The organism is Kribbella pratensis (genome assembly GCF_004366075.1).
Taxonomy (GTDB): Bacteria; Actinomycetota; Actinomycetes; order Propionibacteriales; family Kribbellaceae; genus Kribbella; species Kribbella pratensis.
On record NZ_SODU01000005.1, the window covers coordinates 123058 to 145245 of the forward strand.

Consider the following 22188-nt stretch of genomic DNA (forward strand, 5'->3'; position numbering starts at 1 on the left):
AGGTGACATCGAGGTGACATCGCTCACCGAAGGCCGACATGTGGCACTCTGGCCTGGACCACACGGGCCGCAGCCGCGCCACTGCACCCGTCCGAGCTGGGGAACGACGAAATGGAGCAGAACCACGGGGTGAGGCCGCGCCGCGGCCGACCACGGGACCCGGACGCGGAGCCGAGGATCCGCAGGTACGCGGTGCAGCTGCTGCTGGAGCGGGGATTCGAGGGAATGACGGTGGACGACGTCGCCGAGGCCGCGGGGGTGGGCAAGGCGACGATCTACCGGCGGTGGGCCAGCAAGGAGCTGCTCGCCAATGATGCGATGGCCGATTTGTTCGACCTGGAGATCCCGGACGCGGACACCGGTTCGATCGTGGGTGACCTGCGCCAGGTCTACCGCGTCGCACTGGCGTTCGCGAACAGCGAGTACGGCCGGGCGATGATTCGCCTGGCGGTCTCGGAGGCGAACCGCGACGCGCGGTCCGCCGCGATCTACCGAGGTGTACTGGAGCGCCGGATCGAACTCACCCGGCAAGCACTCGAGCGCGCACGGGCGCGTGGCGAACCGATCAAGAGCACCGCGGACCCGGTGCTGATGGTCGAGTGGATGGCCGGGGTGTTCGTGATCCGAGCCCTGACCGGACAGCCGATGCCGCCGCCCGAAGATGCCGATCGCCTGGCCGACATCACGCTGCGCGCAGTACTCGACCTGCCTGTCTCAGAGCCGTAGTCCGGGGCCCAGAGCCACCTGGTCCACGCCCATTTCGGTAACGCGTCGGACCCGTCCGCTGTCGAGGTTCCAGGCCAAGACCCAGCCGTGGACCCGGAACAGCACGTTGTTGTCGTCGTACCAGCCGAGCACGACGCAGCAGCCTGCCTCCCGCACGAACGGACGATCCCCCGCCCCCTCGTACGTCGGGGGACTGTCCTGTGGTTCCCCGAGCACCAGCAGTCGGCTGGGCAGCGTCCGCAGCGTGGAGATCGCGGCCACCACCTGCGGCTGCGACACCCGCGTCGGGACCTCTGGGAGGTCCTCCGCGATGAAGACGCGTGCTGCGGCTGAGTTCGACGACATGGTCTGCCCCTGCCAGGACCGGACAGGCAGGGTGAGAGGACTGTCGTCCGACCACTGGCCGTCGACCACGTAGCGCAGCACCGCCCCGGTCTGGATCCGGTACGGCGCGGTGACCTCGTCCGGGTCCTTCGTCGCCGGGATCGGGAGCACAGCCCGCTCTCCGTTCGCGATTTCTCCGACGACCACCTGATATGCCGAACTGGGGCCGCTGATCAGGACACGCTGCCCATCGGCGACCCAGGACACACTGCGGAACGCACCTTCGGGCAGCGGGAAGTGAGCGATCTCCGCGGTCGATGCGTTCACCGTGACCAGTTCGGCCGGCTGTGGGAAGGCCGCCACCCGGCCGTCCGGAGAGATCGCTCCCGAGCTGAGCGGTTCCTCGCCGCCGACCGCGCCGAGGCTGACGTCCGCCTGGGCCCAGGAGCCGTCCGCGCCGAGCAGCAGCGGCCGGTAGCGGTCGTCCTGCTTCACGAGGACGACCGCCGCAATGTCGTCCAGGGTGTGCTTCGCCAGCGGACGGACTTTGTGCGGCAACTCCAGCCGATCACCGAGCGGTGTCTCGAGCCGGTCGAGGAAGCGCTCGCTGCCGGGCGGCGGCGCGACCCAGTAGTCGATCCCGCTGATCTTGCCGGACGCTTCGATGTACCCGGGCGGCGTCGTCGGGGGTGTGATGTCGGCGTTGCCCGACGTACCCACCCCGATCAGGATCGAGGCGAGGATCGCCAGCGCGATGAAGGCGATCACGCTGATCACGACGGTACGGCGCCGACGGCGACTGACCCTCACACCGGCTGTCCATGCCGCGTCGGCCAGCTCAGGCTCCGGCAGCTGGTCGGCCGCCTGCAGCAGCAGGGGCTGCACGTCCTCCCGTCTCATCGGGCATCACGCCAGTCCCCCGCGCCCATCGCCGTACGGAAGCGGCCGAACGCGCTCATGCCATGGGCGTGTACTGCGGTGTGCGACAGACCGAGCAGCTCGGACACCTCGAACTCGGTCAGCTCCTCCAGGTGCAGCAGCACGAACACCGTGCGTTGTGCGGGCGTCAGCTCGGCCAGTGCCAGCTTCACCGGGTCTTCCTCGTCCGGAAACGGTTTCGCCCGGTTCCACGGCCGCAGGGCCGGCTGGTAGAGCTGGCGCTGGACGAAGGCGTCCGGGTCGTCCACCCTGGTCCAGCGCACGGACAGCTGCGTGAAGGCGCGCAGCAGTAGCTCCTCGGCTCGGTGCAGGTCGCCGTACACGAGGTACGCCGTACGGAGCCATCTGCCCTGCCGCGCATCGACGAACGAGGCGAAGTCCGGGTCGACCGTGTCGTGCATCCACCCTCCCGGCCTCCATTCAACTCCTCAACTACTGCGCGCTGCTACAGCCAGACGCGTCTCTTCGGTGATCAGGTCGAAGTTGATACCCCCTGCGGCTGCCAACCCGGCTGCTGCGGACGGCATGACCTGCGCCATCGGGTTGCTGACGTTGCCGGCCGCGAAGACACCAGGGACCTGCGTGGCACCCATGCCGTCGACCTGGACCGCAGTACCGACCTCTACCCCGTTCGACTCCACCAGAGTGGTCTCCAGGCCCAGGTCGGCCAGGAAGCCGGCGCGTGCCCGCATGGTCGTCTGAATCGCCAGTGCTTGCCGCGGAACGACCTTGCCACCCTCCAGCCGCACACCGGTGATCCGGTCGTCCGTGATCTCGACCTGCTCGACCTTGCCCTGCACTACAGCGATTCCACGCGCAGCCAGTTCCTCCCACTGCTCCTCGGTCGGCTCCGGCGCAGTGTGCAGGAACAGGGTCACGTCATCACTCAACTGCCGGAACAGCTGCACCTGGTGCATTGCCATGGAGCTGGTCGCCAGCACTCCGATGGCCTGGTCTCGCACCTCCCACCCGTGGCAGTACGGGCAGTGCACCACGTCCTTCCCCCACCGCTCCGCCAGCCCAGGTACGTCGGGCAGCACATCAGTCAACCCTGTCGTAACCAGCAGTCGCCTGCTCCGGTACGTCGTACCGTCGGCCAGCTCGACCGTGAACCCGTCCTCGTCTCGCCGGGCCGTCGTCACTGTGCCGTCGACGAACTCGCCGCCGTACCCCTGCACCTCCTGGCGGCCGATCGCGTAGATCTCCCGGGGCGGTACGCCGTCACGCGTCAGGAAGTTGTGCACACCGTCGGCGGGCGCGTTGCGCGGCGTACCGTCGTCGATCACCAGCACCGCCCGGCGGAACCGGGACAGCGCCAGCGCTCCGCTCAGGCCGGCCGCGCCGCCGCCGATCACGATCACGTCGTACTTCGTCATCTCTGGACTCCTCTGTTGTTCAAGGTCTGAACCGAGGATGCGTCGTGGTTTTCATTTTCGACAAGTATTGTTGCCGGTATGGCAAACGACGAGGACGTACTCGAGTCGGTCGGACCGCGGCTGCGGGCGCTCCGGACCGAGCGTGGCACGACGCTGGCCCAGCTGTCCGAGACGACCGGCATCTCGGTCAGCACACTGTCCCGGCTGGAGTCCGGGCAGCGCCGCCCGACGCTGGAACTGCTGCTGCCGTTGGCCCGCGCGCACCAGGTGCAGCTGGACGAGCTGGTGGACGCACCACCGACCGGAGACCCGCGGATCTACCAGAAACCGATCAAGCGCCACGGCACCATTCACGTTCCGCTGAGCCGGCGGCCGGGCGGACTGCAGGCGTTCAAGCAGATCCTGCCGGCCGGTTATCCGGGCAATGACGTGGTGCAGAAGACCCACGAGGGCTACGACTGGTTCTACGTGCTGTCGGGCCGCATCCGGCTGAAGCTCGGCGACCAGGACTTCATCGTCAAGGAGGGTGAGGCGGTCGAGTTCGACTGCCGGGTGCCGCACTGGTTCTCCAATCCGGGACCTGGACCGACCGAGGTGCTATGTCTTTACGGCCCGCAAGGGGAGCGGATGCACGTCAGAGCTCGCACTACCTGAGGAGAGACCAAGTGAGCGTCGCGTTGTTCACGCTGGGCGGGACCATCTCGATGGCCGGCACCCATCGCCTTACCGGTGACGACCTCACCGCCGCGATGCCCGGGCTCCTTGAGCTTGGCCATGCGGTCGAGATCCAGGACATCGAGAAGGTTCCCAGCGCCAACCTCACAGCCGCCAAGCTGCTCGAGGTCGTCGACGCCGCCTCCAAGGCCGTCGCCGCCGGAGCCGCGGGAGTCGTCGTCACCCAGGGAACGGACACGCTGGAAGAGAGCTCGTTCCTCGCCGATCTGGTCTGGCCGCATCCGCAGCCGCTTGTGTTCACCGGGGCGATGCGCAATCCGACGCTGGCCGGTCCCGACGGCCCTGCGAACTTGCTGGCCGCGCTGCGCGTCGCCTGCTCTCCCGCGGCACGTGACCTGGGTGCACTGGTCGTCTTCAAGGAGGAGATCCACGCGGCCCGCTGGGTGCGCAAGACGCACAGCACGAGTACGGCGACGTTCGTGTCACCGAACACCGGTCCGATCGGTCACGTCGTCGAGGACCAGGCCCGCGTACTCACCCGCCCGCTGCGGCTGGACGGCGTACAGGGCAGTCCTGAACCGGCCGAGCTCGACAACATCCACGTCGCGCTCTACACCGTCACGCTGGACGACGACGGCCTGCTGCTGCAGGGCCTGGCCGAGACACACCAGGGGCTCGTCGTCGCCGGGTACGGCGTCGGACACGTGCCGGCCGCGCTCGCACCGGTTCTCGGCCAGTTGGCGGCCCGGATGCCGGTCGTCCTCACGTCACGGACCGGCGCCGGCTCGATCGTCCGTAACACGTACCACTCCCCCGGCTCGGAGACCGACCTGTTGCAGCGCGGTCTGATCGACGGCGGGTTCCTCGATCCCTACAAGGCGCGCATCCTGCTCCGGTTGCTCCTGGCAACGGACGACGACCTCGCCGCGGGTTTCGCACAGTACTGCTAACTCAGCGACGCGGCCTTCGTCATCAGGTAGTCGCGTTCCGGCAAGCTCGTCGTACCGCGGGCCGCCGCCCGGAAGTGCTCGGCGGCGGTCTCGCGGTCGCCACGCATCTCGTAGAGGTGACCGCGAGTGGCGGCGAGGCGGTAGTGGCCGGCCAGCTCGTCGTCCAACGGTGCGAGGAGCTTCAGGCCGGCGTCCGGTCCGTCCACCATGGCGGCGGCGATCGCCCGGTTGAGCTTCACCATCGGGTTGCCGGACAGGTCTTCGAGGAGGCCGTACAGCCCTAGGATCTGCGGCCAGTCGGTGTCCTCGGCGCGGTCCACCTCGTCGTGCAGTGCGGCGATCGCCGCCTGGATCTGGTACTCACCCAGGGGAGGCGTGCTGAACGCCTCGACCGCGAGTGCCACGCCTTCTGTGATGGCTTCGTGGTCCCACAGGGACCTGTCCTGCTCAGCCAGCGGGATGATCTCCCCGCCCTTACCGGTCCGCGCTGCGCGACGTGCGTCGGTCAGCAGCATCAGAGCGAGCAGTCCGGTGACCTGTCCGTCGTCCGGCAGCTGAGTCCGTACTGCGCGAGTCAGGCGGATCGCCTCACTGGACAGGTCGCTGCGGTGCAGCTCCGGACCACTGGTGCTCGTGTAGCCCTCGTTGAACATCAGGTACAGCACGTGGAGCACGTTGCGCAGCCGGTCCGGGTCGGCGTCCAGCTCGAAGCTGGAGCCCTTGAGCTTCGACTTCGCCCTGCTGATGCGCTGCGCCATCGTCGCCTCAGGCACCAGGTACGCCGTGGCGATCTCGGCCGTGGTGAGCCCACCGACCGCCCGCAGGGTCAGTGCGATCGCCGAGGCCGGTGTGAGCGTCGGGTGGCAGCACAGGAACAGCAGCCGGAGCGTGTCGTCGTGCTCTTCGACCTCACCGGCCGGTACCTCCCGTAGCGCCGCCCGCTCCTCGCGGCGTCGCCGGGCCTGTTGCTGGCGAACCTCGTCGATCAGCCGCCGTGAGGCCGTCTGGATCAGCCAGCTCTTCGGATTGTCCGGCCGGCCGTCCCGCGGCCAGGTGGTCGCTGCAGCGAGCAGTGCCTCCTGGACCGCGTCCTCGGCCGCGGCGAAGTCGCCGGACCAGCGCACGACGGCGCCGAGGACCCGCGGCGTCAACTCCCGCAGCAGGTCCTCGAGCTCGCCGTCCGGTTCAGAAGTCGTGGAGATCGGCATCCGACTCCATCACGCGGCGTACCTCGATCGGTTGCTCGAGCGGTACGCCGCCGGGTCCGGGTGCGGCGGACTGCCACGCCGCGATCTCGTAGGCCCGCTCCTCCGACTCCACGTCGATCATCGTGTAGCCGGCCAGGACCTCCTTCGACTCGGCGTACGGGCCGTCGGTCAGCACCGGAGCGGTCACGCTCGTCGCCCGCACCACCTTGGCGTGTGACGGCCAGGTCAGCCCCTGGACCTCGACCAGCTCGCCGCTCTTCCGCAGTCGCTCGATGCCCTCGCCGAGGTGGTCCATGTGGGCCTTCATGTCGGCCTGGTCCCACTCCAGCATCGGGGTCTCGCAGTTGCCGCCGTCCATGTTCATCAGCAGCATGAACTTGGTCATGTCCTTCTCCTCTTCGTAGAGCCTTTACCCGGAGACGGAGCCGGGGCTGCGTTCTCTACATCAGTCCAGCAGCGCGTCGACGAATTCTTCAGGGTCGAACGGCGCCAGGTCGTCCGGACCCTCGCCGAGGCCGACGAGCTTGACCGGTACGCCGAGTTCGCGCTGTACCGCGATCACGATGCCGCCCTTCGCCGTACCGTCCAGCTTGGTCAGGACGAGGCCGGTGACGTTGATGACCTCTGCGAACACCCGGGCCTGCGTGAGTCCGTTCTGGCCGGTGGTGGCGTCGATGACGAGCAGGACCTCGTCCACCTCGGCGGACTTCTCGATGACCCGCTTCACCTTGCCGAGCTCGTCCATCAGGCCGGTCTTGGTGTGCAGACGGCCGGCTGTGTCGACCAGGACGACGTCGGCCTCTTCCTCGATGCCCTGCTTGACCGAGTCGAACGCGATGCTGGCGGGGTCGCCGCCCTCCGGGCCGCGCACGGTCCGGACACCGACCCGCTCACCCCAGGTCTGCAGCTGGTCGGCCGCGGCAGCGCGGAACGTGTCCGCAGCCCCCAGTACGACGTGCTTGTCCTCGGCAACCAGCACCCGGGCCAGCTTGCCGACCGTGGTGGTCTTGCCAGTGCCGTTCACACCGACGACGAGTACGACCGCCGGCTGCGTCTCCTTGCGGCTCACGTTCAGCGCCCGGTCCAGGGACGGGTTGACAAGGTCGATCAGCTCCTCGCGGAGGATCTCCCGGGCCTGTGCGGCGCCGACGCCCTCGACGCGCATGCGGGTGCGCAGCTTCTCGACCAGCTCCTGCGTGGGCGCCACACCGACATCGGCGGTGATCAGCGTGGTCTCGATGTCCTCCCACGCCTCCTCGTCGAGCTTGTCGCGGGAGAGCAGCGCGAGCAGCCCCTTGCCGAGGGAGCCCTGCGAACGCGCCAGGCGGGCCCGGAGCCGGACCAGCCGGCCCTGCGCGGACTCGGGCTTCTCGATCGTCTCGGTGGCCGCGGGCTCCGGCAGCTCGGTGTCCTCGAGCGTGCGGGTCGGGGTGTCCCGCGGTTCCTCCGCGTCGTCACCGACCTTCGGCTCGGCGACCTCCGCGGACTCGACGGCGGGCTTCTGAGCGTCCGGCGGCAGCTCGGCACGGCGGCGCCGCGCGACGACCAGGCCGGTGGTTCCGACGACCAGAACGACCGCGATGACCACGACCATCGTGATGAGAGCCTGGTCGGTGAGCAGAGAAACGAGCAGTGGGGTCAACACGGTTCCCCATCTTGACAGACACCTGGCCCGCCGCTGGCATTTGTCACGTCAGGCAAACGAATTGTTGCGGTACGTGAGGAGGCACCAACTCGGGGCGGTGAGTGAGCAGAACCACCGTTCGGTTGCCTGCCGCCGCGAACAGGTCGGCCAGCAGCGCCCGTCCGGTCTCCTCGTCCAGGTGCTCGGTCGGCTCGTCGAGCACCAGTACGTCGCGATCGGCCAGTAAGAGCCGCGCGAAGGCGAGCCGCTGGCGCTCACCACCCGACAGCCGCGCACCGTGCTCCCCGACCATGGTGTCGAGGCCCTGCGGCAGCTTCTCGACGAGCATCCCGAGCCGCGCCCGGTAGAGCGCCTTCCACACCTGCAAGTCGCTGACCCCCGGCTTCGCAAGCAGCAGGTTCTCCCGGATGCTCGTGTCGAACACGTGGCTCTCCTGGGTCAGCAGCCCGACGACAGACCGCACCTGGTCGCCTTCGAGCCTGGCCAGGTCCACTCCGTCCAGCAGCACCTCGCCCCCACGTGGCTCGAGGAACCGGAGCAGTACAGCGGCCAGCGTGCTCTTGCCCGAGCCACTCGGGCCGGTGATCACCACACGACTCCCGGCCGGCATGTCCAGGCTGAGTCCATCCAGTACGTCAGGGCCGTCGTACCCGGCTCGCAGCAGGTTCACCTGCAGATCGCGTCCCGTCGGGAGGGGCAGTGGCTTGGCCGGCTCGGTGACCGGCGCGGGGGTGTCTACGAGTTCCTGCACTCTGTCGAGGGACGCCCGTACCCGGATGGCCAGTTGGGCGGCTGCGGGAATTCCGCCGAGTACGTCGGCCAGTGCGAGCGGGGTGAGGACAAGTACAGCGAAGACAGCACCAGTGATGTGCGCCGTACTGCCGAGGATCAGGGCGGCCACGCTGGCGCCGCCGACGCACAGGACGAGCAGGGCACTGCCGAGGCCTGCGCTCCAGGCGGACCGGCGTTCAGCGGCGGCCAGGTGGGCATCGCGGCGGCTGAAGTCGTCCAGCACCGAGTCGATCGCGTTGTAGGCGACCACATCCGCTGCAGTGAGCAGGGACTCGGTGGTGGTGGCTGCGACGTCCCCACGGGCACCAGCGACGTTGCGCTCGGCTCGCTCGGCAGTCCGGGCAGTCAGCCACGGTACGACGGTGCACGCGATCAGGACCGCCAACGCGACGGCGGCGCCGGCTGTGGGAAGCAGCACCGCGAGGAGGCCCACCGTGGCGGCTGCTGTGACAGTTGCGACCGCAACGGGCAGGAGGACTCGTAGCCAGAGGTCGAGGACCGCGTCCACGTCCAGCACCAGTCGGGCGAGCAGATCGCCCTTCCGCTGCGAACCGAGTGGTGCGAGCTTCTCCAGACGCCCGGTGATACGAGCGCGGGTCTCCCCCAGCACCCGGTACGCCGCATCGTGTCCGACGAGCCGCTCGACGTACCGGAAGACGCCACGCCCGACACCGAAGGCGCGCACTGCGACGATCGGGACCATCATCAACAGCACCGGTGGTTGTGCCGAGGCTGCTGTGATCAGCCAGGCCGACGTGGCGAGCAACGCGACAGCCGACCCGGCAGCGGCGACGCCCAGCAGCAGCGCCAACCAGAGCCGCCACATCACTCCGCGCTGCGGCCGAGCTAGCTGCAGGCTCTTCATGCGTTCACCAACTCTCGGGCGCCGACTGTGACTGTGCGGTCGGCGGCGGCGATCAGGGCGGGCCGGTGGGCGACCATGAGGACTGTGCGGCCGCTGGAGCGCAGGCCGGTGATGACGGTGGCCTCCGTGTCGGCGTCGAGGCCGGCTGTTGGTTCGTCGAGCAGCAGCACCGGGGCGTCGGTGATGAGCGCGCGGGCGAGCGCTACCCGGCGTTGCTGACCGCCTGAAAGCTGCTGTCCCTGCTCCCCTACAGGCTTGTCCAACAGTAGGTCGGGAGCACCAGCAGCCAGAAGCGCCAAGCGGACCTCGTCGTCCGACGCGTCCGGCCGGCCCAGGCGCACGTTGTCGGCCACGGTCCCCAGCCTCAGACCGGGACGCTGCGGCACCCACGCGAACTGCCGCCGCCACTCCACCGGATCGAACTCGTCCGCTGCACTGCCGGCAGCGACGACCATCCCACGCTCCGGCGCCACGAACCCGAGCAGTACAGCCAGAGCGGTCGACTTCCCAGCACCACTCGGCCCGGTGAGCGCCACCACCTCACCCGGCCGCAACTCCAGATCGAACCCCTCCAATGCCGGCACGTCCCGCCCCGGGTAAGTCACCGTCACGTCGTACAGGTACAGCGGACTCACTCGAAGATCGGGTACGTCGGTGCGCTCGCCACGTGCGGGCAGTGGCGTCTCCAGCACGCGGAACACCTCTTCGCTCGCCGCAACCCCGTCCGCGCTCGCGTGGAACTGCATGCCGACCTGCCGCAGCGGCAGGTACGCCTCCGGCGCCAGGATCAACACCATCAGCGCGGTCTCGAGCCCTAGTTTCCCGTCAACCAGCCGAAGCCCGACGCCGACAGCAACCAGTGCGACCGACAGACTCGCCAACAGCTCCAACGCGAACGACGAGAGGAACGCCAGCCGCAGGCTCCCCATCGACGCAGCGCGGTGCTGGTCGGTAACCCGCCGTACCGCGGACTCCTGCGACTTCGCGCGGCCGAACAGCTTCAGTGTGGTCAGTCCGCCGACCACATCAGCGAAATGATGCGCTAGCACAGCCAGCGCGTGCTGACGTTGCCGGCTGCGCGCCTGTGTCACCCAGCCGATCAGTGCCATGAAGATCGGGATCAGCGGTAGCGTGATCAGCACTGTCCCAGCGGCAATCAGGTCACCGGTCGCCATCCAGCCGATCACGCCTGCGGGCACAGTGGCGGCCAGGACGAGCTGCGGCAGGTAGCGGGCGAAGTACGGGTCCATATCGTCCAGGCCCTTGGTCAGCAGGGTTGTCAGCGCGCTGCTGCGTTCACCGCTCAGCCAGACCGGTCCGAGCTTCAGAGAGTGCTCCAGCACCTGCCGCCGCAGCGTGGACTTCACCGCGGCGGCTGCGCGTTGTGCGACCACCTCCTGCGCCCACACCAGCAACGCGCGGCCTGCAACGACTGCAGCCAGACCCCAGGCGACAGCAGTCACCCTGCTGCCCCGCAGTACGACGCCTGCAATGCCGTGAGCGAGCAGCACGGCCTGCACGATGATCAGCACGCCGCTGGCGACGCCGATCAGTACTGACGCCGCCAGGAAGACTCGGGCACCACGGGCGCGCCTCAGGAGCCGCGGGTCGAGCGGCTTCATGCGACCACGACCCGCTTACGGAAGACCCAGTACGTCCACCCCTGATAGAGCAGCACCAGCGGCATGAAGATCGCCGTGATGATCGTCATAGCCTTCAACGTGTACGGCGTTGACGCGGCATCAACAATTGTCAATGTTGATCCGGGGTCAAGTGTTGACGGCATGACGTCGGGGAACAGCGCGACGAACAGCGACACCACGGCCAGTCCGATCGCGAGCGTCGTACCGACGAAGGCCCAGCCCTCGCGGCGCAGGAGGTTCGCGACCAGACCGCCCGCGAATGCAACGATCGCCGCGATCGTCACGATGACGGAGACGGTGTCGCCGCGCAACGCCTGCGCCCAGGCGAGGAAGGCGATCGTCAGCACCGCGGCGACGGCACCGGTGCGGGTGGCGAGCCGGTTGGCGCGAACGCGTAGGTCGTCGGTGGTGCGCAGGGCGAGGAAGATCGCGCCGTGGGTGACGAACACCGCGACGAAGGTCAGGCCGCCGAGCAGCGCGAACGGGTTGAGCAGCGTCCCGAAGCCGCCGACGTACTCGTGGCCGGCGTCCAGCGGCACCCCGCGCACGATGTTGCCGAAGGCAACGCCCCAGAGCAGCGCGGGCAGCACCGAACCGACGACGATCATCGCGTCCATCCGCGCGCGCCACTCCGGTTCGTCCCGCTTGCCGCGGTACTCGAGTGCGACGCCGCGCACGATCAGTCCCACCAGGATCGCGAACAGCGGCAGGTAGAACCCGCTGAACAGCGTTGCGTACCACTCCGGGAACGCCGCGAACGTGGCCGCGCCGGCCATGATCAGCCAGACCTCGTTACCGTCCCAGACCGGGCCGATCGTGCTGATCGCGGCCCGCCGTTCGGGCTCGTTCCGGCCCAGCACGCGGTACAGCATCCCGACTCCGAAGTCGAAACCCTCCAGCACGAAATACCCGGTCCACAGCGTCGCGATCGCAACGAACCACACAGTCGTCAGTTCCATCACAGGCCCCTCAGTACGCGAACGAGAGCGGTTTGTCGGGCTGATCCGGAGCCGTGTCCGGTGGCGCATCTGTCCCGGCCAGGCCGGTCCGGATCGTCCGCAGCAGCAGCTTGGTCTCGACCACCGCGAGTACGCCGTACAGCGCGGTGAACCCGACCAGCGAGGTGATCACCTCGCCGCTGGTCGTCCCGGGTGAGACACCCGACGCCGTCGGCAACAGACCGAACACCAGCCACGGCTGCCGGCCGGTCTCGGTGAAGATCCAGCCGAACGTGTTCGCCACCAGCGGCAGCAACGGCAACGGCGCCGCCAGCCACACCAGCCAGCGAGCAGGAGCCCGCCCGCGACGCGTGGTCCACAACAACCACAGCGCGACCGCCGCCGACGCCATCCCGACCCCGATCATCAACCGGAACGTCCAATACGTCAGCGGGATGTTCGGCTTGTACGACCCCGGCCCGTACAACTGCTCGTACGCCTCCTGCAGCGAGTTGATCCCCTGCACCTCACCATCGAAACGCCCGGTCGCCAGGAACGACAGCAGGTACGGCAACTTGATCGAGAAAATCTCCTTCGAACCGTCCAACGTGCCGACCGTGAACACCGAGAACGACGCCGGCTTCTCGGTCTCGTACAACGCCTCGGCCGCCGCCATCTTCATCGGCTGCACCTCAGTCATCACCTTGCCCTGCAGGTCACCGCTGATCGCGACACCCACACCGGCCACCAGCACGACCGACGCCCCGATCTTCAACGCCGACCGGAACACATCCCGGTCCGTGCCCGGCCGACGGACCAGATGCCACAACGCGACACCGGCCACGAACGCACCACCGACCATGAACGCCGCGAAGATCGTGTGCGGAAACGTCACCAGCACGACCTTGTTGGTCAACACCGCCCACAGATCCGTCAACTCCGCACGACCACGAGCCGCGTTGTAACGAAAACCCACCGGGTTCTGCATCCACGAATTGGCCGCAAGGATGAAGTACGCCGACAACTGCGTGCCCAGCACCACCATCCAGATGCACCCCAGATGCACCAACTTCGGGAGCCGGTCCCAGCCGAAGATCCACAAACCGATGAACGTCGACTCCAGAAAGAACGCCAGCAGCCCCTCCAGCGCCAACGGGGCCCCGAACACGTCGCCGACGAACCGCGAATAGTCACTCCAGTTCATCCCGAACTGGAACTCCTGCACCAGGCCGGTGACCACACCCATCGCAATGTTGATCAAGAACAGCTTCCCGTAGAACTTCGTCAGCCGGAGGTACTTCTCCTTCCCGGTCCGGTACCAGGCGGTCTGCAGGCCGGCGGTGATCGCGACCAGCGAGATCGTCACCGGCACGAAGAAGAAGTGGTACACGGTGGTGATCGCGAACTGCCACCGCGCCAGATCCAGGGTGTCCATCGGAAGGCCTCCCCAGCCATCTACGACGTGTCGTAGTAGATGTTAGCGCGGATCTACTACGACGTGTAGTTATACTGGTCACGTGGCGAGTGAGGAGAAAGGACCACGCCCCCTGGGCGACCTGGAACGCCTGGTGATGGAGCAGCTCTGGGCGGCTCCTGCCGCGCTGACCGTGCGTGAGGTGCACGAGCGGCTGGCAGGTACCCGTGAGCTCGCCTACACGACCGTGATGACCGTTCTGGACCGGCTGGCGAAGAAGAAGCTGACCGAACGCGAGCGCGACGGCAAGGCCTGGCGCTACCGCGCCGCCGCACCACGCGAGGAACTGGCCGCCGACCTGATGCGGGACGCACTCGACCGTGCGGGCGACCGGCGCGAGGCCCTGGTCCGTTTCGTGGGTCAGGTGTCCGACGAGGAAGCGGCACTGCTCCGCGAAGCCCTGTCGAGGTTGAACGAACAGGAGCCGACGGGGTGATCACCCCGGTCCTGCTGGCCATTCTGGCGCTGGTCCTCACCGGCCCGGCACCGGCCCTGCTGGCTCGTTCCGACTGGCCCTACCGGGTCCCCCGAGCCGCCGTCATCCTGTGGCAGGCGATCGCACTGGCCGCAGTACTGGCCGCCCTAGGTGCTGGTGTCGCGTTGTCCTACTCGATTGCCGGCCGCCCTGGCGAGCCACGGTTCGATCCGTCGTCGGCACGGGATCTGGTGGCCGCAGCGATCCTCGCCATGGTCGCGCTGGTCGTAGTGCGGCTGCTGTGGGCGATCGGGCGGGTAGCGGTCGGGACTCGGGCACGGCGCAAGCGGCACCGCGATCTCGTCGACGTACTGGCCACACCGGACGGACTGATCCCAGGGCTGCGGGTGCTGGCCGAGGAGACACCGCTGGCCTACTGCCTGCCGGCGCTGCGTGGCGCGCGGGTTGTCGTCTCCGTTGGCGCGTTGGAGCGGCTGGACGACAGTGAGCTGAAGGCTGTCCTCGCCCACGAGCAGGCGCACCTGCGGGCTCGGCACGACCTCGTGCTCGAGGAGTTCACCGCGCTGCACCATGCCTTCCCGCGCTGGGTGCGTAGCGATGTCGCGCTGGAGCAGGCACGCACACTGGTCGAACTGCTCGCAGACGACGACGCTCGCCGCCGCAACGGTGCAGGCCCACTGGCGCGCGCCCTGGTCGCACTCGCCGGTTCACCTGCACCAGAGGCCGCAATGGCAGCAGCCAAGTCCGCCACGGTCCTGAGGGTTCAACGCCTGGCCGGTCCGGCCCCCAACGAGGCCAGGCTCTCCGCTGTCACGTACGCCGCAGCAGCCGCACTCCTGATCCTGCCGACGATCACCATCGCCGCTCCGATCGTGCGCGCGATGGTCGACGCGCTCAGTTAGCCGGCCGGTACCGCACCAGTACCCCGCCCGCACCCCAGGGACGCGCCTCGATCAGCTCCAGACCCACCGGCGAACCACCGGAAGGGAAGGCGCTCTTGCCTACCCCCAGCAACACCGGGCAGATCCGCAGCTGCACCTCGTCGACCAGCCTGGCCCGCAGCAACGACTGGAACAGCGTGATGCTGCCCCACAGGATGATGTCCTTGCCGGTCTGCTCCGCCTTCAGCGCCCGCACCGCGTCCAGGTCACGGACCACCAGACCAGGCTCGTACGGACCCCACGGCGCACTGCGCAGCGTCGTCGACACGACGACCAGTCGCAGAGCGTTGAGCTTCTCGGCGATCGGCTCGCCGGCCGACGCCTCGGTCGGCCAGAACCCTGCGAACAACCGGTACGTCTCGGCGCCCAGCAGCATCGTGTCGACACTCTCGAGCAGCTCGAGGTTGTCGTCGTCCGGCTGCGAGCTGATCGCGTCGAAGAACTCCAGTCCGCCGTCCGGCCCCGCGGCGTACCCGTCGAGCGTCACATATTCCTGGAAAATCAGCCGCCTCATCCAGCGAGGCTACCCGAAATGTTTTCCCTCACCCCGTGCTACCGCCAGGAGCACCAGCCCCGACAGAACCAGCAGAACCACCATCGTGACGACGAATGTCAGCACTTCTCTCCCCAGATCCCCACACCCAACACAGTGCTTGACGTTCTCAGCGTGCCAGAAGTTCCCCGAACGCCTTGGCGATCTCGTCGATCTGCCATTCCAGCGACGCCGGCGTCATCACCAGCTCGACCCACGACCACCCTGGTACGTCGGCAGGCTGCCACGGCCCGCACAGCGACTCGTGTGTCCGCTCCATCCGCTCGACGGCAGCATGCTCGATCGACTCCGCGGAACGCGGCGCGTAGACCCGGAACGAGTTGGTGTGCGGCGGCTCCGGGAAGACGCGGAAACCTTCGCTCTGCAAGGCCATTGCGACCTCGACGGCCCGCTGGTGCAGGTCGTTCATCAACGGCAGCACCGTGCGAAGTCCGTTGCGCGCGGACACGGCGTACGGGAAGAGCGAGTACAGGTTGCCGCCGAGGCGCCGCTGCCACCGCCGTACCTCTGCGATCACGTCCTCGGGGCCGGCCAGCGCTGCACCACTGATGCCGCCCAGCACCTTGTAGAACGACACGTACACCGTCGACGCCAGCGCTGCGATCTCAGCCAGGCTGTGCTCCAGGTACGGCGTGCTCTCCCACAGCCGTGCGCCGTCCAGGTGGAGCGGTACGCCGCGCTCCGCACAGGACTCGGAGAACACGACCAGCTCGTCCCAGCTCGGCAGCACGAACCCTGCATCGCGTAGCGGCAGCTCGAGCGTCACCGCGGCCAGCTTGCCCGGGATCGCGGTCAACTCGTCTGGTCGCGGCTGACGCGGTTCTGACGTCAGCCGCTCGATCCGCAGGTGATGCACCTCTTCCAGCGCGTTGAGTTCGTGCACCAGCAGGTGGGCGAGCCCGTGGACCGCTACTCGGCTGGTGCCCGCGCGGTCGGCGTACACCCGCAGTACGCCCTGCTGAGCGAGGATGCCGGTCGGAAGGAACACGGCGGCCGGTTTGCCCAACAGCTCGGCCACCTCCTGCTCCAGCGCGGCTACCTCACCACCGTTGCCGTAGACATCGACCAGATCGTCGGTTGCGACATCTGCAAGGTGACGCAGCCGGTCCGCTACGGGCACCCGCCGCTGGCCAAGCCAACGCTCACAGTTGTCCGCCGCGTTCTTCCGGCGCTCTCGCAGGTCCTCGGAGGTAGTAGCCACAGCTCCATCCTCTCGCGTCCCGCAACGGGGTTAGATCGTGGCCGTCACCACGTGCTTTCCCTGCACGGTCCTGATCTCCACCGAACGCACCTGGTCGATCGGAGTCAGCACACCGCCCCCGAACGTGCTCCCGTTCTTCGCAGCCTTGTCGGACACCAGCCAACTGCCCGCTACCCAGGTCCTGCCTGACTTGTCGGTGACGACCATCTCGCACTGGTCGCCGGCTTTCAGACCGCTCACCTGCACCCTCACCCAGCTCCAGCCCGCCCGTGGTTCCACTGTGGCGGCCATGGTGGCACCGGTCGTCGTGTCGGACGTTGTGACCTGTTTGGAGCCGGCGACAGGCTCATTGGAGTCCGGTGCGGTAGACCGGCCGAGTACGACACCCCCGCCGAGCGCACCAGCCACCACGACCACCGCGGCCGCGATCAGCAACCAACGCGAGCGTCGCTTGGGCTTCGTTTGGGGCTCCAGTAGCTGCGGCTCCTGTGCCTGCGGCTCCCGGACCTCGCGCAGCGTGCGCTGCAGCAACAGGTCGCCACCCTCAGGTGGTCCCTCCAGGAACGCCTCCGGTGGTACCTCTCCCAGGAGTTCCTTCATCTCGGTGAGCTCAGCCAGCTCCGCACGGCACTCAGCACAGGTGGCCAGGTGCTCGTCGACGGCCGCTACCTCGGCCGGCTCCAGTGCACCGAGAGCGTAGGCGCCCAGTTGCGTACGGTCATGCTCACTCATGGGACACCTCCGTTGCTTTCTCTGCCATCACCGCGCGCAGAGCTCGGAGGGCGTAGTACGAACGCGATTTCACGGTACCGGGCGGAACACCCAGCTCTTTGGCAGCCTCTGCGACGGACCGGCCGCGGTAGTACAGCTGCACGAGTACTTCGCGGTGCTCGGGCGACACCTTGTCCAGCGCGTCCATCACGACCATGGTGTTCACCACGGACTCGGAGTGATCCCCTGTGACCGGCGGCGTGTCCACCACGTCCGCCACCTCGGTCGGGCGCACTGCCCGAGCGCGTGCCCGGTCAGTGACCAGATTGCGCGCCACCGTCAGCAGCCAGCCCCGCACCGACCCGCTGCCGCTGGTCAGGTCGTCCGCGTGCTTCCAGGCCCGCAGCAGCGTCTCCTGTACGACGTCCTCGGCCGCGGCTCGATCTCCGGTGAGGCGGGTGGCGTACGCCAGCAAGCTGCGGCCGTGTTCGGCGTACAGCGCCCGGATCAGGATCTCGGTGTCGTGCGGCCCTGGGTTGTCAGCCACCGACCGCACGATACCGGGATCAGCGGGCGCCCACACCACGACAGCACCAGCCAGACACCACCGACGGCCTATCCACTCATCACACGCTGCATCACAGGCTCCCCCGATCGGGTCCGAACGTCACCTGTCATACGTGCCGATCCGCCGATCGGTTCAGGCTGGAGCGATATCGTCGTCGGCATGAGCCAAGAGATTCCCGCAGCGGTTCAGCGCGCGCTCGACGCGATCGACGCCCTGGACAACGACGCGTTCGTGGCGGCGTTCGCCGCGGACGGCTACGTGAACGACTGGGGCCGCGAGTTCCGCGGCCACGACCGGATCCGCTCCTGGAGCGACAACGAACTGATCGGCAAGAACGTCACCTTCACCGACACCCAGGTCTCCACCCCCGGCAACCCCCTGACGATCCTCACCCAGGTAGGCGGAGACGGCTTCAACGGCCCGTCCCACTTCACCTTCGAAACCCAAGGCGACGAACTGGCCTCCATGACCATCACCGCGTGAGGTCCTAGACGGGTTCGGGTTCGCGGATCCGTTGGGAGATGACGGCGGAGACGCCGTCGCCGCGCATGGTGACGCCGTACAGGGCGTCGGCGACCTCCATGGTGCGTTTCTGGTGGGTGATGACCAGGAGCTGGCTGTTCTCCCGGAGTTCCTCGTAGATCTCCAGGAGGCGGCCGAGGTTGGTGTCGTCCAGGGCGGCCTCGACCTCGTCGAGGATGTAGAACGGCGACGGGCGGGCCTTGAACAGGGCGACCAGGAACGCGACCGCGACCAGCGAACGCTCGCCGCCGGACAGCAGCGACAGCCGCTTGACCTTCTTGCCCGGCGGGCGCGCCTCGACGTCGATACCGGTGGAGAGCATGTCGTCGGGATCGGTCAGCACGAGCCGGCCCTCACCACCCGGGAACAGCCGGCTGAAGACGTGCTCGAACGCGATCTCGACGTCCCGGTACGCCTCGGTGAAGACCTGCTCGACCCTGTCGTCGACCTCCTTGACGATGTCCATCAGGTCGCGCCGCGACTTCTTCAAATCCTCCAGCTGCTCGGAGAGGAACCGGTGCCGCTCCTCCATCGCCTCGAACTCCTCGAGCGCGAGCGGGTTGATCTTGCCGAGCTGGTTGAGCGCACGCTCGGCCTGCTTGAGCCGCTTCTCGACCTTGGTCCGGTTGAACGGCTCGGCCTCGAGCTCGAGCGTGTCGTCGTCACCGGCCTTGGGCAGCGGCGGCACCAGCTGGTCCGGTCCGTACTCGGTGACCAAAGCGTCGACCTCGATACCGAGCTCGCCGAGCGCCTTCTCGTACAGCTGCTCCAGGCGCATCTTCTGCTCGGCCCGGGCCAGTGCGTCCCGGTGCACGGTGTTCGTGAGCTGCTCCAGCTCGGAGCTGAGGTTCCGCGTCGCGGACCGAGCCTGTGCGAGCGCCTGTTCCCGGTCGGCCCGCTGCGCCTGGATCGCCGCCCGCTCGGCCGCGGCCAGCTGCAACGACGACTCCAGCCGCGCCAGCACGTGACCGGCAGCCAGGTGTACGGCGTTCGCCGCCTCGGCCTGCCGCGCACGGCGTGCCGCCCGCGCGATCGACCTGGCCCGCGCCTCGCGCTCCTGCCGGGCCGCGCGCTCCAGCGAGTCCGCGCGACCGGACAGCGCCCGGGCCCGCTCTTCGGTGGTCCGCAGCGCCAGCCGCGCCTCCATCTCGGCCGCACGCCCCGCCTTGGCCTCCTCGGCCAGCCGGTCGCGCTGCGACGTGTCGGGCTCGTCGCCCTCCTCGTCGAACGCCTCGGCGTCCATCAACCGCTCTTCGAGCTCGGCCAGACCGGACAGGTTCCGGTCGCGCTCCTCCTCGGCGGCCGCGATCGCCTCGGCCATCCGCTCCGCCTCGCCGCGGGACGCCTTCGCCAGCGATCCGAAGTGCCCGAGCTGCTCGGCCACCGCCGCCATCGACGCGTCCGACTCGTGCAGCCGGGCCAGCGTGATCTCGACGGACTCCTTCTGCCGGCTCCGCTCGTCCTCGAGGCCCTGCAGCTCGAAGCGCAGCCGCTCGCTCCGGGCAGTCGCCTCGGTCAGCTTCTCCGTCGCCTCGTCGACCGCGGACTGCACCTCAATCAGGCTGGGTGCCGCGTCCGACCCGCCATACGCGAAATGAGCGCCCAGTACGTCGCCCACACGCGTCGTACACGTGACGTCTGGCAGGTTCCGCAGCAGGGACCGTGCCGCGTCCACGTCGTCGACGACCGCGACCTTGCGCAGCAGCCGCCGTAGGGCGGGCCGCAGGGTCTCCGGGCATTCCACGACATCCACGGCGTACGACGCGCCGTACGGCAGCGCCGGCCACGTGGCGTAGTCGTCGGCCGGGGCGTCGCCCAGGAGCATCCCGGCGCGGCCGAGGTCGTGCTCCTTGAGGTGACCGACGGCGTGCAGCGCCGCGTCGGTGTGGGTGACGGCGACCGCGTCCGCGGCCTCACCGAGCGCCGCGGCGATCGCGGTCTCGTACCCGGACCGCACGCTCAGCAGGGCGGCGACCGACCCCATCAGCCCGTTGATCTGCTCCGACGCGGCCAGCAGCGCGCCGGCCCCGTCCTTGCGGTTCAGACCGAGCTCCAGCGCTTCCTTGCGGGCGGCCAGACCGGTGCGCTCGCGCTCGGCGTCGCGCTCCTCGGCTCGCAGCTTCGCCAGCCGCTCGTCCAGCTCGTCGAGAACGGCCTGGGCAGCCTCGTACTGGTCGTCGAGGCCCTTCTCCCCGGCATCCAGCCCGGCGACCTGGGTCTCCAGCGCGGTGAAGTCGTGCTGGGCCTTCGCGGCGCGCTCCTCGGCCTCGCGCCGGTTGGCGGCGAGCCGGCCGATCTCGGACTCGGCGGCGGCCGCGCGGCTCTTCAGCGCGTTCACCTGGCCGGTCAGCCGGGCCAGTCCTTCGCGGCGGTCGGCGGCGGCCCGGATCAGCGCCGAGATCCGGCGCTCCTCCTCGGCCTCCTGGGCCTCCAGCTGCTGGCGGCGCTCGACGCACTCGGCGAGCAGCTCCGAATGCGCCTCGACCTCGGCCTCGATCTGCGCCTCGGTCTCGCGGACCCGGGCGGCTTCCAGTTCGAGTTCCTCGGGGTCGCGGCCGGCCCGCGGCTCCTCGGCCTCGTCGTTCAGCGACCGGATCCGGTCCGCCGCGATCCGCGCCGTACCTTTGATCTTCTCGCCGAAGCCGGACAGCTGGTACCAGGTGTCCTGCGCGGCCTGCAGGGCCGGCGCGTCCTCGCGGAGCGCGTCCTCCAGCTCCGCCTCGAGCTCGCGGGCCTCGCGCAGCTTCGCCTCGGTCTCGGTACGCCGCTGCGTGAGCGCGGCCTCGTCCCGCAGCTCCGCCTCGAGCGCGGACTGCGCCTGGACGATGTCGTCGGCGAGCAGCCGGGCGCGGCCGTCGCGGACCTCCGCCTGGATGGTCACCGCCCGGCGCGCCACCTCCGCCTGGCGCCCGAGCGGCTTCAACTGGCGGCGGATCTCCTGGATCAGGTCGCCGAGCCGGTGCAGGTTGCCCTCGGTGGCCTCCAGCTTCCGGATCGCCTTTTCCTTGCGCTTGCGGTGCTTCAGGACACCGGCGGCCTCCTCGACGAATCCGCGGCGGCCTTCCGGCGTGGCGCGCAGGATCGAGTCCAGCTGGCCCTGACCGACGATGACGTGCATCTCGCGGCCGATCCCGGAGTCGCTGAGCAGCTCCTGGACGTCGAGCAGGCGGCAGTTCTGGCCGTTGATCTGGTAGTCGGACCCGCCGTTGCGGAACATCGTCCGGCTGATCGTCACCTCGGCGTACTCGATCGGCAGGGCGCCGTCGGTGTTGTCGATGGTGAGCACCACCTCGGCGCGGCCCAGCGGGGCGCGGCCGGAGGTGCCGGCGAAGATGACGTCCTCCATCTTGCCGCCGCGCAGCGACTTGGCGCCCTGCTCACCCATCACCCAGGCCAGCGCGTCGACGACGTTGGACTTGCCGGAGCCGTTCGGCCCGACGATGCAGGTGATGCCTGGTTCGAAGTTCATCGTCGTCGCGGACGCGAACGACTTGAAGCCTCGGAGCGTCATGCTCTTCAGGTACAAGGCGAAGCTCTCCAACCCGTGAAAGGACAGACGGTACCGGAGGAACCGCCGTAGCTGTACGTCGCGCTGCCGCTACCCGGGGGAAGGTGTTCCGCTTCGCAGTCTACAAAGAGATCCGCGGAATCCAGCGGAGGCCAGGCCGTTGAGAGATGGCCGGCGAGGATGGGTGCACAAC

General features: G+C 68.6%; 21 protein-coding genes. 6 read left to right on the forward strand and 15 right to left on the reverse strand.

The features are described from left to right. The first annotated feature begins 111 nt into the window (after positions 1-111). Positions 112-726 (forward strand): TetR/AcrR family transcriptional regulator, encoded by a 615-nt coding sequence (locus EV137_RS37260; protein WP_134011237.1) that lies wholly within the window; start codon positions 112-114, stop codon positions 724-726. Here EV137_RS37260 and EV137_RS37265 read toward each other — a convergent pair. The 3 genes from EV137_RS37265 to EV137_RS37275 are packed head-to-tail and all read right to left on the reverse strand — an operon-like array spanning position 715 to position 3365. Then, the gene (locus EV137_RS37265; protein ID WP_134011235.1) at positions 715-1950 is read right to left on the reverse strand and encodes a hypothetical protein; all 1236 of its coding nucleotides are present in this window, start codon (positions 1948-1950) and stop codon (positions 715-717) included. The two genes, EV137_RS37260 and EV137_RS37265, sit on opposite strands and share 12 nt — an antisense overlap. Continuing rightward, on the reverse strand, positions 1947-2390 hold the full coding sequence (locus EV137_RS37270; RefSeq protein WP_134132872.1) for a sigma factor-like helix-turn-helix DNA-binding protein: 444 nt from the start codon (positions 2388-2390) through the stop codon (positions 1947-1949). The genes EV137_RS37265 and EV137_RS37270 overlap by 4 nt, the downstream gene beginning before the upstream one ends. A gap of 27 nt (positions 2391-2417) precedes the next feature. Then, positions 2418-3365, reverse strand: a complete 948-nt coding sequence (locus tag EV137_RS37275; protein ID WP_134132873.1) for an NAD(P)/FAD-dependent oxidoreductase — start codon at positions 3363-3365, stop codon at positions 2418-2420. A 78-nt stretch (positions 3366-3443) separates the two neighbouring features. Here EV137_RS37275 and EV137_RS37280 point away from each other — a divergent pair, with 78 nt between their 5' ends. Together EV137_RS37280 and EV137_RS37285 are read left to right on the forward strand one after the other, a co-directional pair. Beyond that, positions 3444-4019, forward strand: coding sequence for a helix-turn-helix domain-containing protein (locus EV137_RS37280; protein WP_131463962.1), 576 nt, complete (start codon positions 3444-3446; stop codon positions 4017-4019). Positions 4020-4030: 11 nt separating this feature from the next. Next, the gene (locus EV137_RS37285) at positions 4031-4990 is read left to right on the forward strand and encodes an asparaginase (RefSeq protein ID WP_134132875.1); all 960 of its coding nucleotides are present in this window, start codon (positions 4031-4033) and stop codon (positions 4988-4990) included. On the opposite strand, the gene EV137_RS37290 is transcribed toward EV137_RS37285, so the two are convergent. The 7 genes from EV137_RS37290 to EV137_RS37320 all read right to left on the reverse strand — a co-directional run bounded on the left by EV137_RS37290 (position 4987) and on the right by EV137_RS37320 (position 13516). Further along, positions 4987-6198 carry an RNA polymerase sigma factor gene (locus EV137_RS37290; RefSeq protein WP_134132876.1) on the reverse strand — a complete coding sequence of 404 codons (1212 nt, stop codon included), beginning with the start codon at positions 6196-6198 and terminating at the stop codon, positions 4987-4989. The genes EV137_RS37285 and EV137_RS37290 overlap by 4 nt on opposite strands. Then, a complete protein-coding gene (locus EV137_RS37295) occupies positions 6176-6583 on the reverse strand; it encodes a YciI family protein (protein WP_133788729.1) in 408 nt (135 codons plus the stop codon). Before EV137_RS37295 ends, EV137_RS37290 begins: the two co-directional genes overlap by 23 nt. A gap of 60 nt (positions 6584-6643) precedes the next feature. Beyond that, the gene (gene ftsY / locus EV137_RS37300) at positions 6644-7792 is read right to left on the reverse strand and encodes a signal recognition particle-docking protein FtsY (RefSeq protein WP_134133245.1); all 1149 of its coding nucleotides are present in this window, start codon (positions 7790-7792) and stop codon (positions 6644-6646) included. Between the two features lie 94 nt (positions 7793-7886). Next, positions 7887-9500 (reverse strand): thiol reductant ABC exporter subunit CydC, encoded by a 1614-nt coding sequence (cydC, locus tag EV137_RS37305; RefSeq protein ID WP_134132877.1) that lies wholly within the window; start codon positions 9498-9500, stop codon positions 7887-7889. Continuing rightward, positions 9497-11122 carry a thiol reductant ABC exporter subunit CydD gene (gene cydD / locus EV137_RS37310; RefSeq protein ID WP_134132878.1) on the reverse strand — a complete coding sequence of 542 codons (1626 nt, stop codon included), beginning with the start codon at positions 11120-11122 and terminating at the stop codon, positions 9497-9499. The genes cydC and cydD overlap by 4 nt, the downstream gene beginning before the upstream one ends. Continuing rightward, positions 11119-12102, reverse strand: a complete 984-nt coding sequence (cydB, locus tag EV137_RS37315) for a cytochrome d ubiquinol oxidase subunit II (RefSeq protein ID WP_134132880.1) — start codon at positions 12100-12102, stop codon at positions 11119-11121. The genes cydD and cydB overlap by 4 nt, the downstream gene beginning before the upstream one ends. Before the next feature lie 10 nt (positions 12103-12112). Next, positions 12113-13516 carry a cytochrome ubiquinol oxidase subunit I gene (locus EV137_RS37320; RefSeq protein WP_134132881.1) on the reverse strand — a complete coding sequence of 468 codons (1404 nt, stop codon included), beginning with the start codon at positions 13514-13516 and terminating at the stop codon, positions 12113-12115. Between the two features lie 82 nt (positions 13517-13598). On the opposite strand from EV137_RS37320, the gene EV137_RS37325 reads away from it, so the two are divergent. Next, entirely contained in the window at positions 13599-13991 is a 393-nt protein-coding gene (locus EV137_RS37325; RefSeq protein WP_134011217.1) for a BlaI/MecI/CopY family transcriptional regulator, read from the forward strand. Next, positions 13988-14893 carry a M56 family metallopeptidase gene (locus EV137_RS37330; protein ID WP_134132883.1) on the forward strand — a complete coding sequence of 302 codons (906 nt, stop codon included), beginning with the start codon at positions 13988-13990 and terminating at the stop codon, positions 14891-14893. Before EV137_RS37325 ends, EV137_RS37330 begins: the two co-directional genes overlap by 4 nt. Here EV137_RS37330 and EV137_RS37335 read toward each other — a convergent pair. The 4 genes from EV137_RS37335 to EV137_RS37350 form a co-directional block, all read right to left on the reverse strand. Further along, a complete protein-coding gene (locus tag EV137_RS37335) occupies positions 14886-15446 on the reverse strand; it encodes a dihydrofolate reductase family protein (protein WP_134011213.1) in 561 nt (186 codons plus the stop codon). The two genes, EV137_RS37330 and EV137_RS37335, sit on opposite strands and share 8 nt — an antisense overlap. A gap of 148 nt (positions 15447-15594) precedes the next feature. Continuing rightward, complete coding sequence (locus EV137_RS37340) at positions 15595-16686, reverse strand: threonine aldolase family protein (RefSeq protein WP_134132884.1); 1092 nt, start codon at positions 16684-16686, stop codon at positions 15595-15597. Between the two features lie 30 nt (positions 16687-16716). Beyond that, on the reverse strand, positions 16717-17418 hold the full coding sequence (locus tag EV137_RS37345; RefSeq protein ID WP_134132886.1) for an anti-sigma factor family protein: 702 nt from the start codon (positions 17416-17418) through the stop codon (positions 16717-16719). Continuing rightward, positions 17411-17944: a sigma-70 family RNA polymerase sigma factor gene (locus tag EV137_RS37350; RefSeq protein ID WP_134011207.1), complete on the reverse strand. Its 534-nt coding sequence runs from the start codon at positions 17942-17944 to the stop codon at positions 17411-17413. The genes EV137_RS37345 and EV137_RS37350 overlap by 8 nt, the downstream gene beginning before the upstream one ends. Before the next feature lie 180 nt (positions 17945-18124). On the opposite strand from EV137_RS37350, the gene EV137_RS37355 reads away from it, so the two are divergent. Beyond that, positions 18125-18448 carry a nuclear transport factor 2 family protein gene (locus EV137_RS37355; RefSeq protein WP_134132887.1) on the forward strand — a complete coding sequence of 108 codons (324 nt, stop codon included), beginning with the start codon at positions 18125-18127 and terminating at the stop codon, positions 18446-18448. Between the two features lie 4 nt (positions 18449-18452). On the opposite strand, the gene smc is transcribed toward EV137_RS37355, so the two are convergent. Then, positions 18453-22013 (reverse strand): chromosome segregation protein SMC, encoded by a 3561-nt coding sequence (gene smc / locus EV137_RS37360; RefSeq protein WP_166680151.1) that lies wholly within the window; start codon positions 22011-22013, stop codon positions 18453-18455. Positions 22014-22188 lie beyond the last annotated feature (175 nt).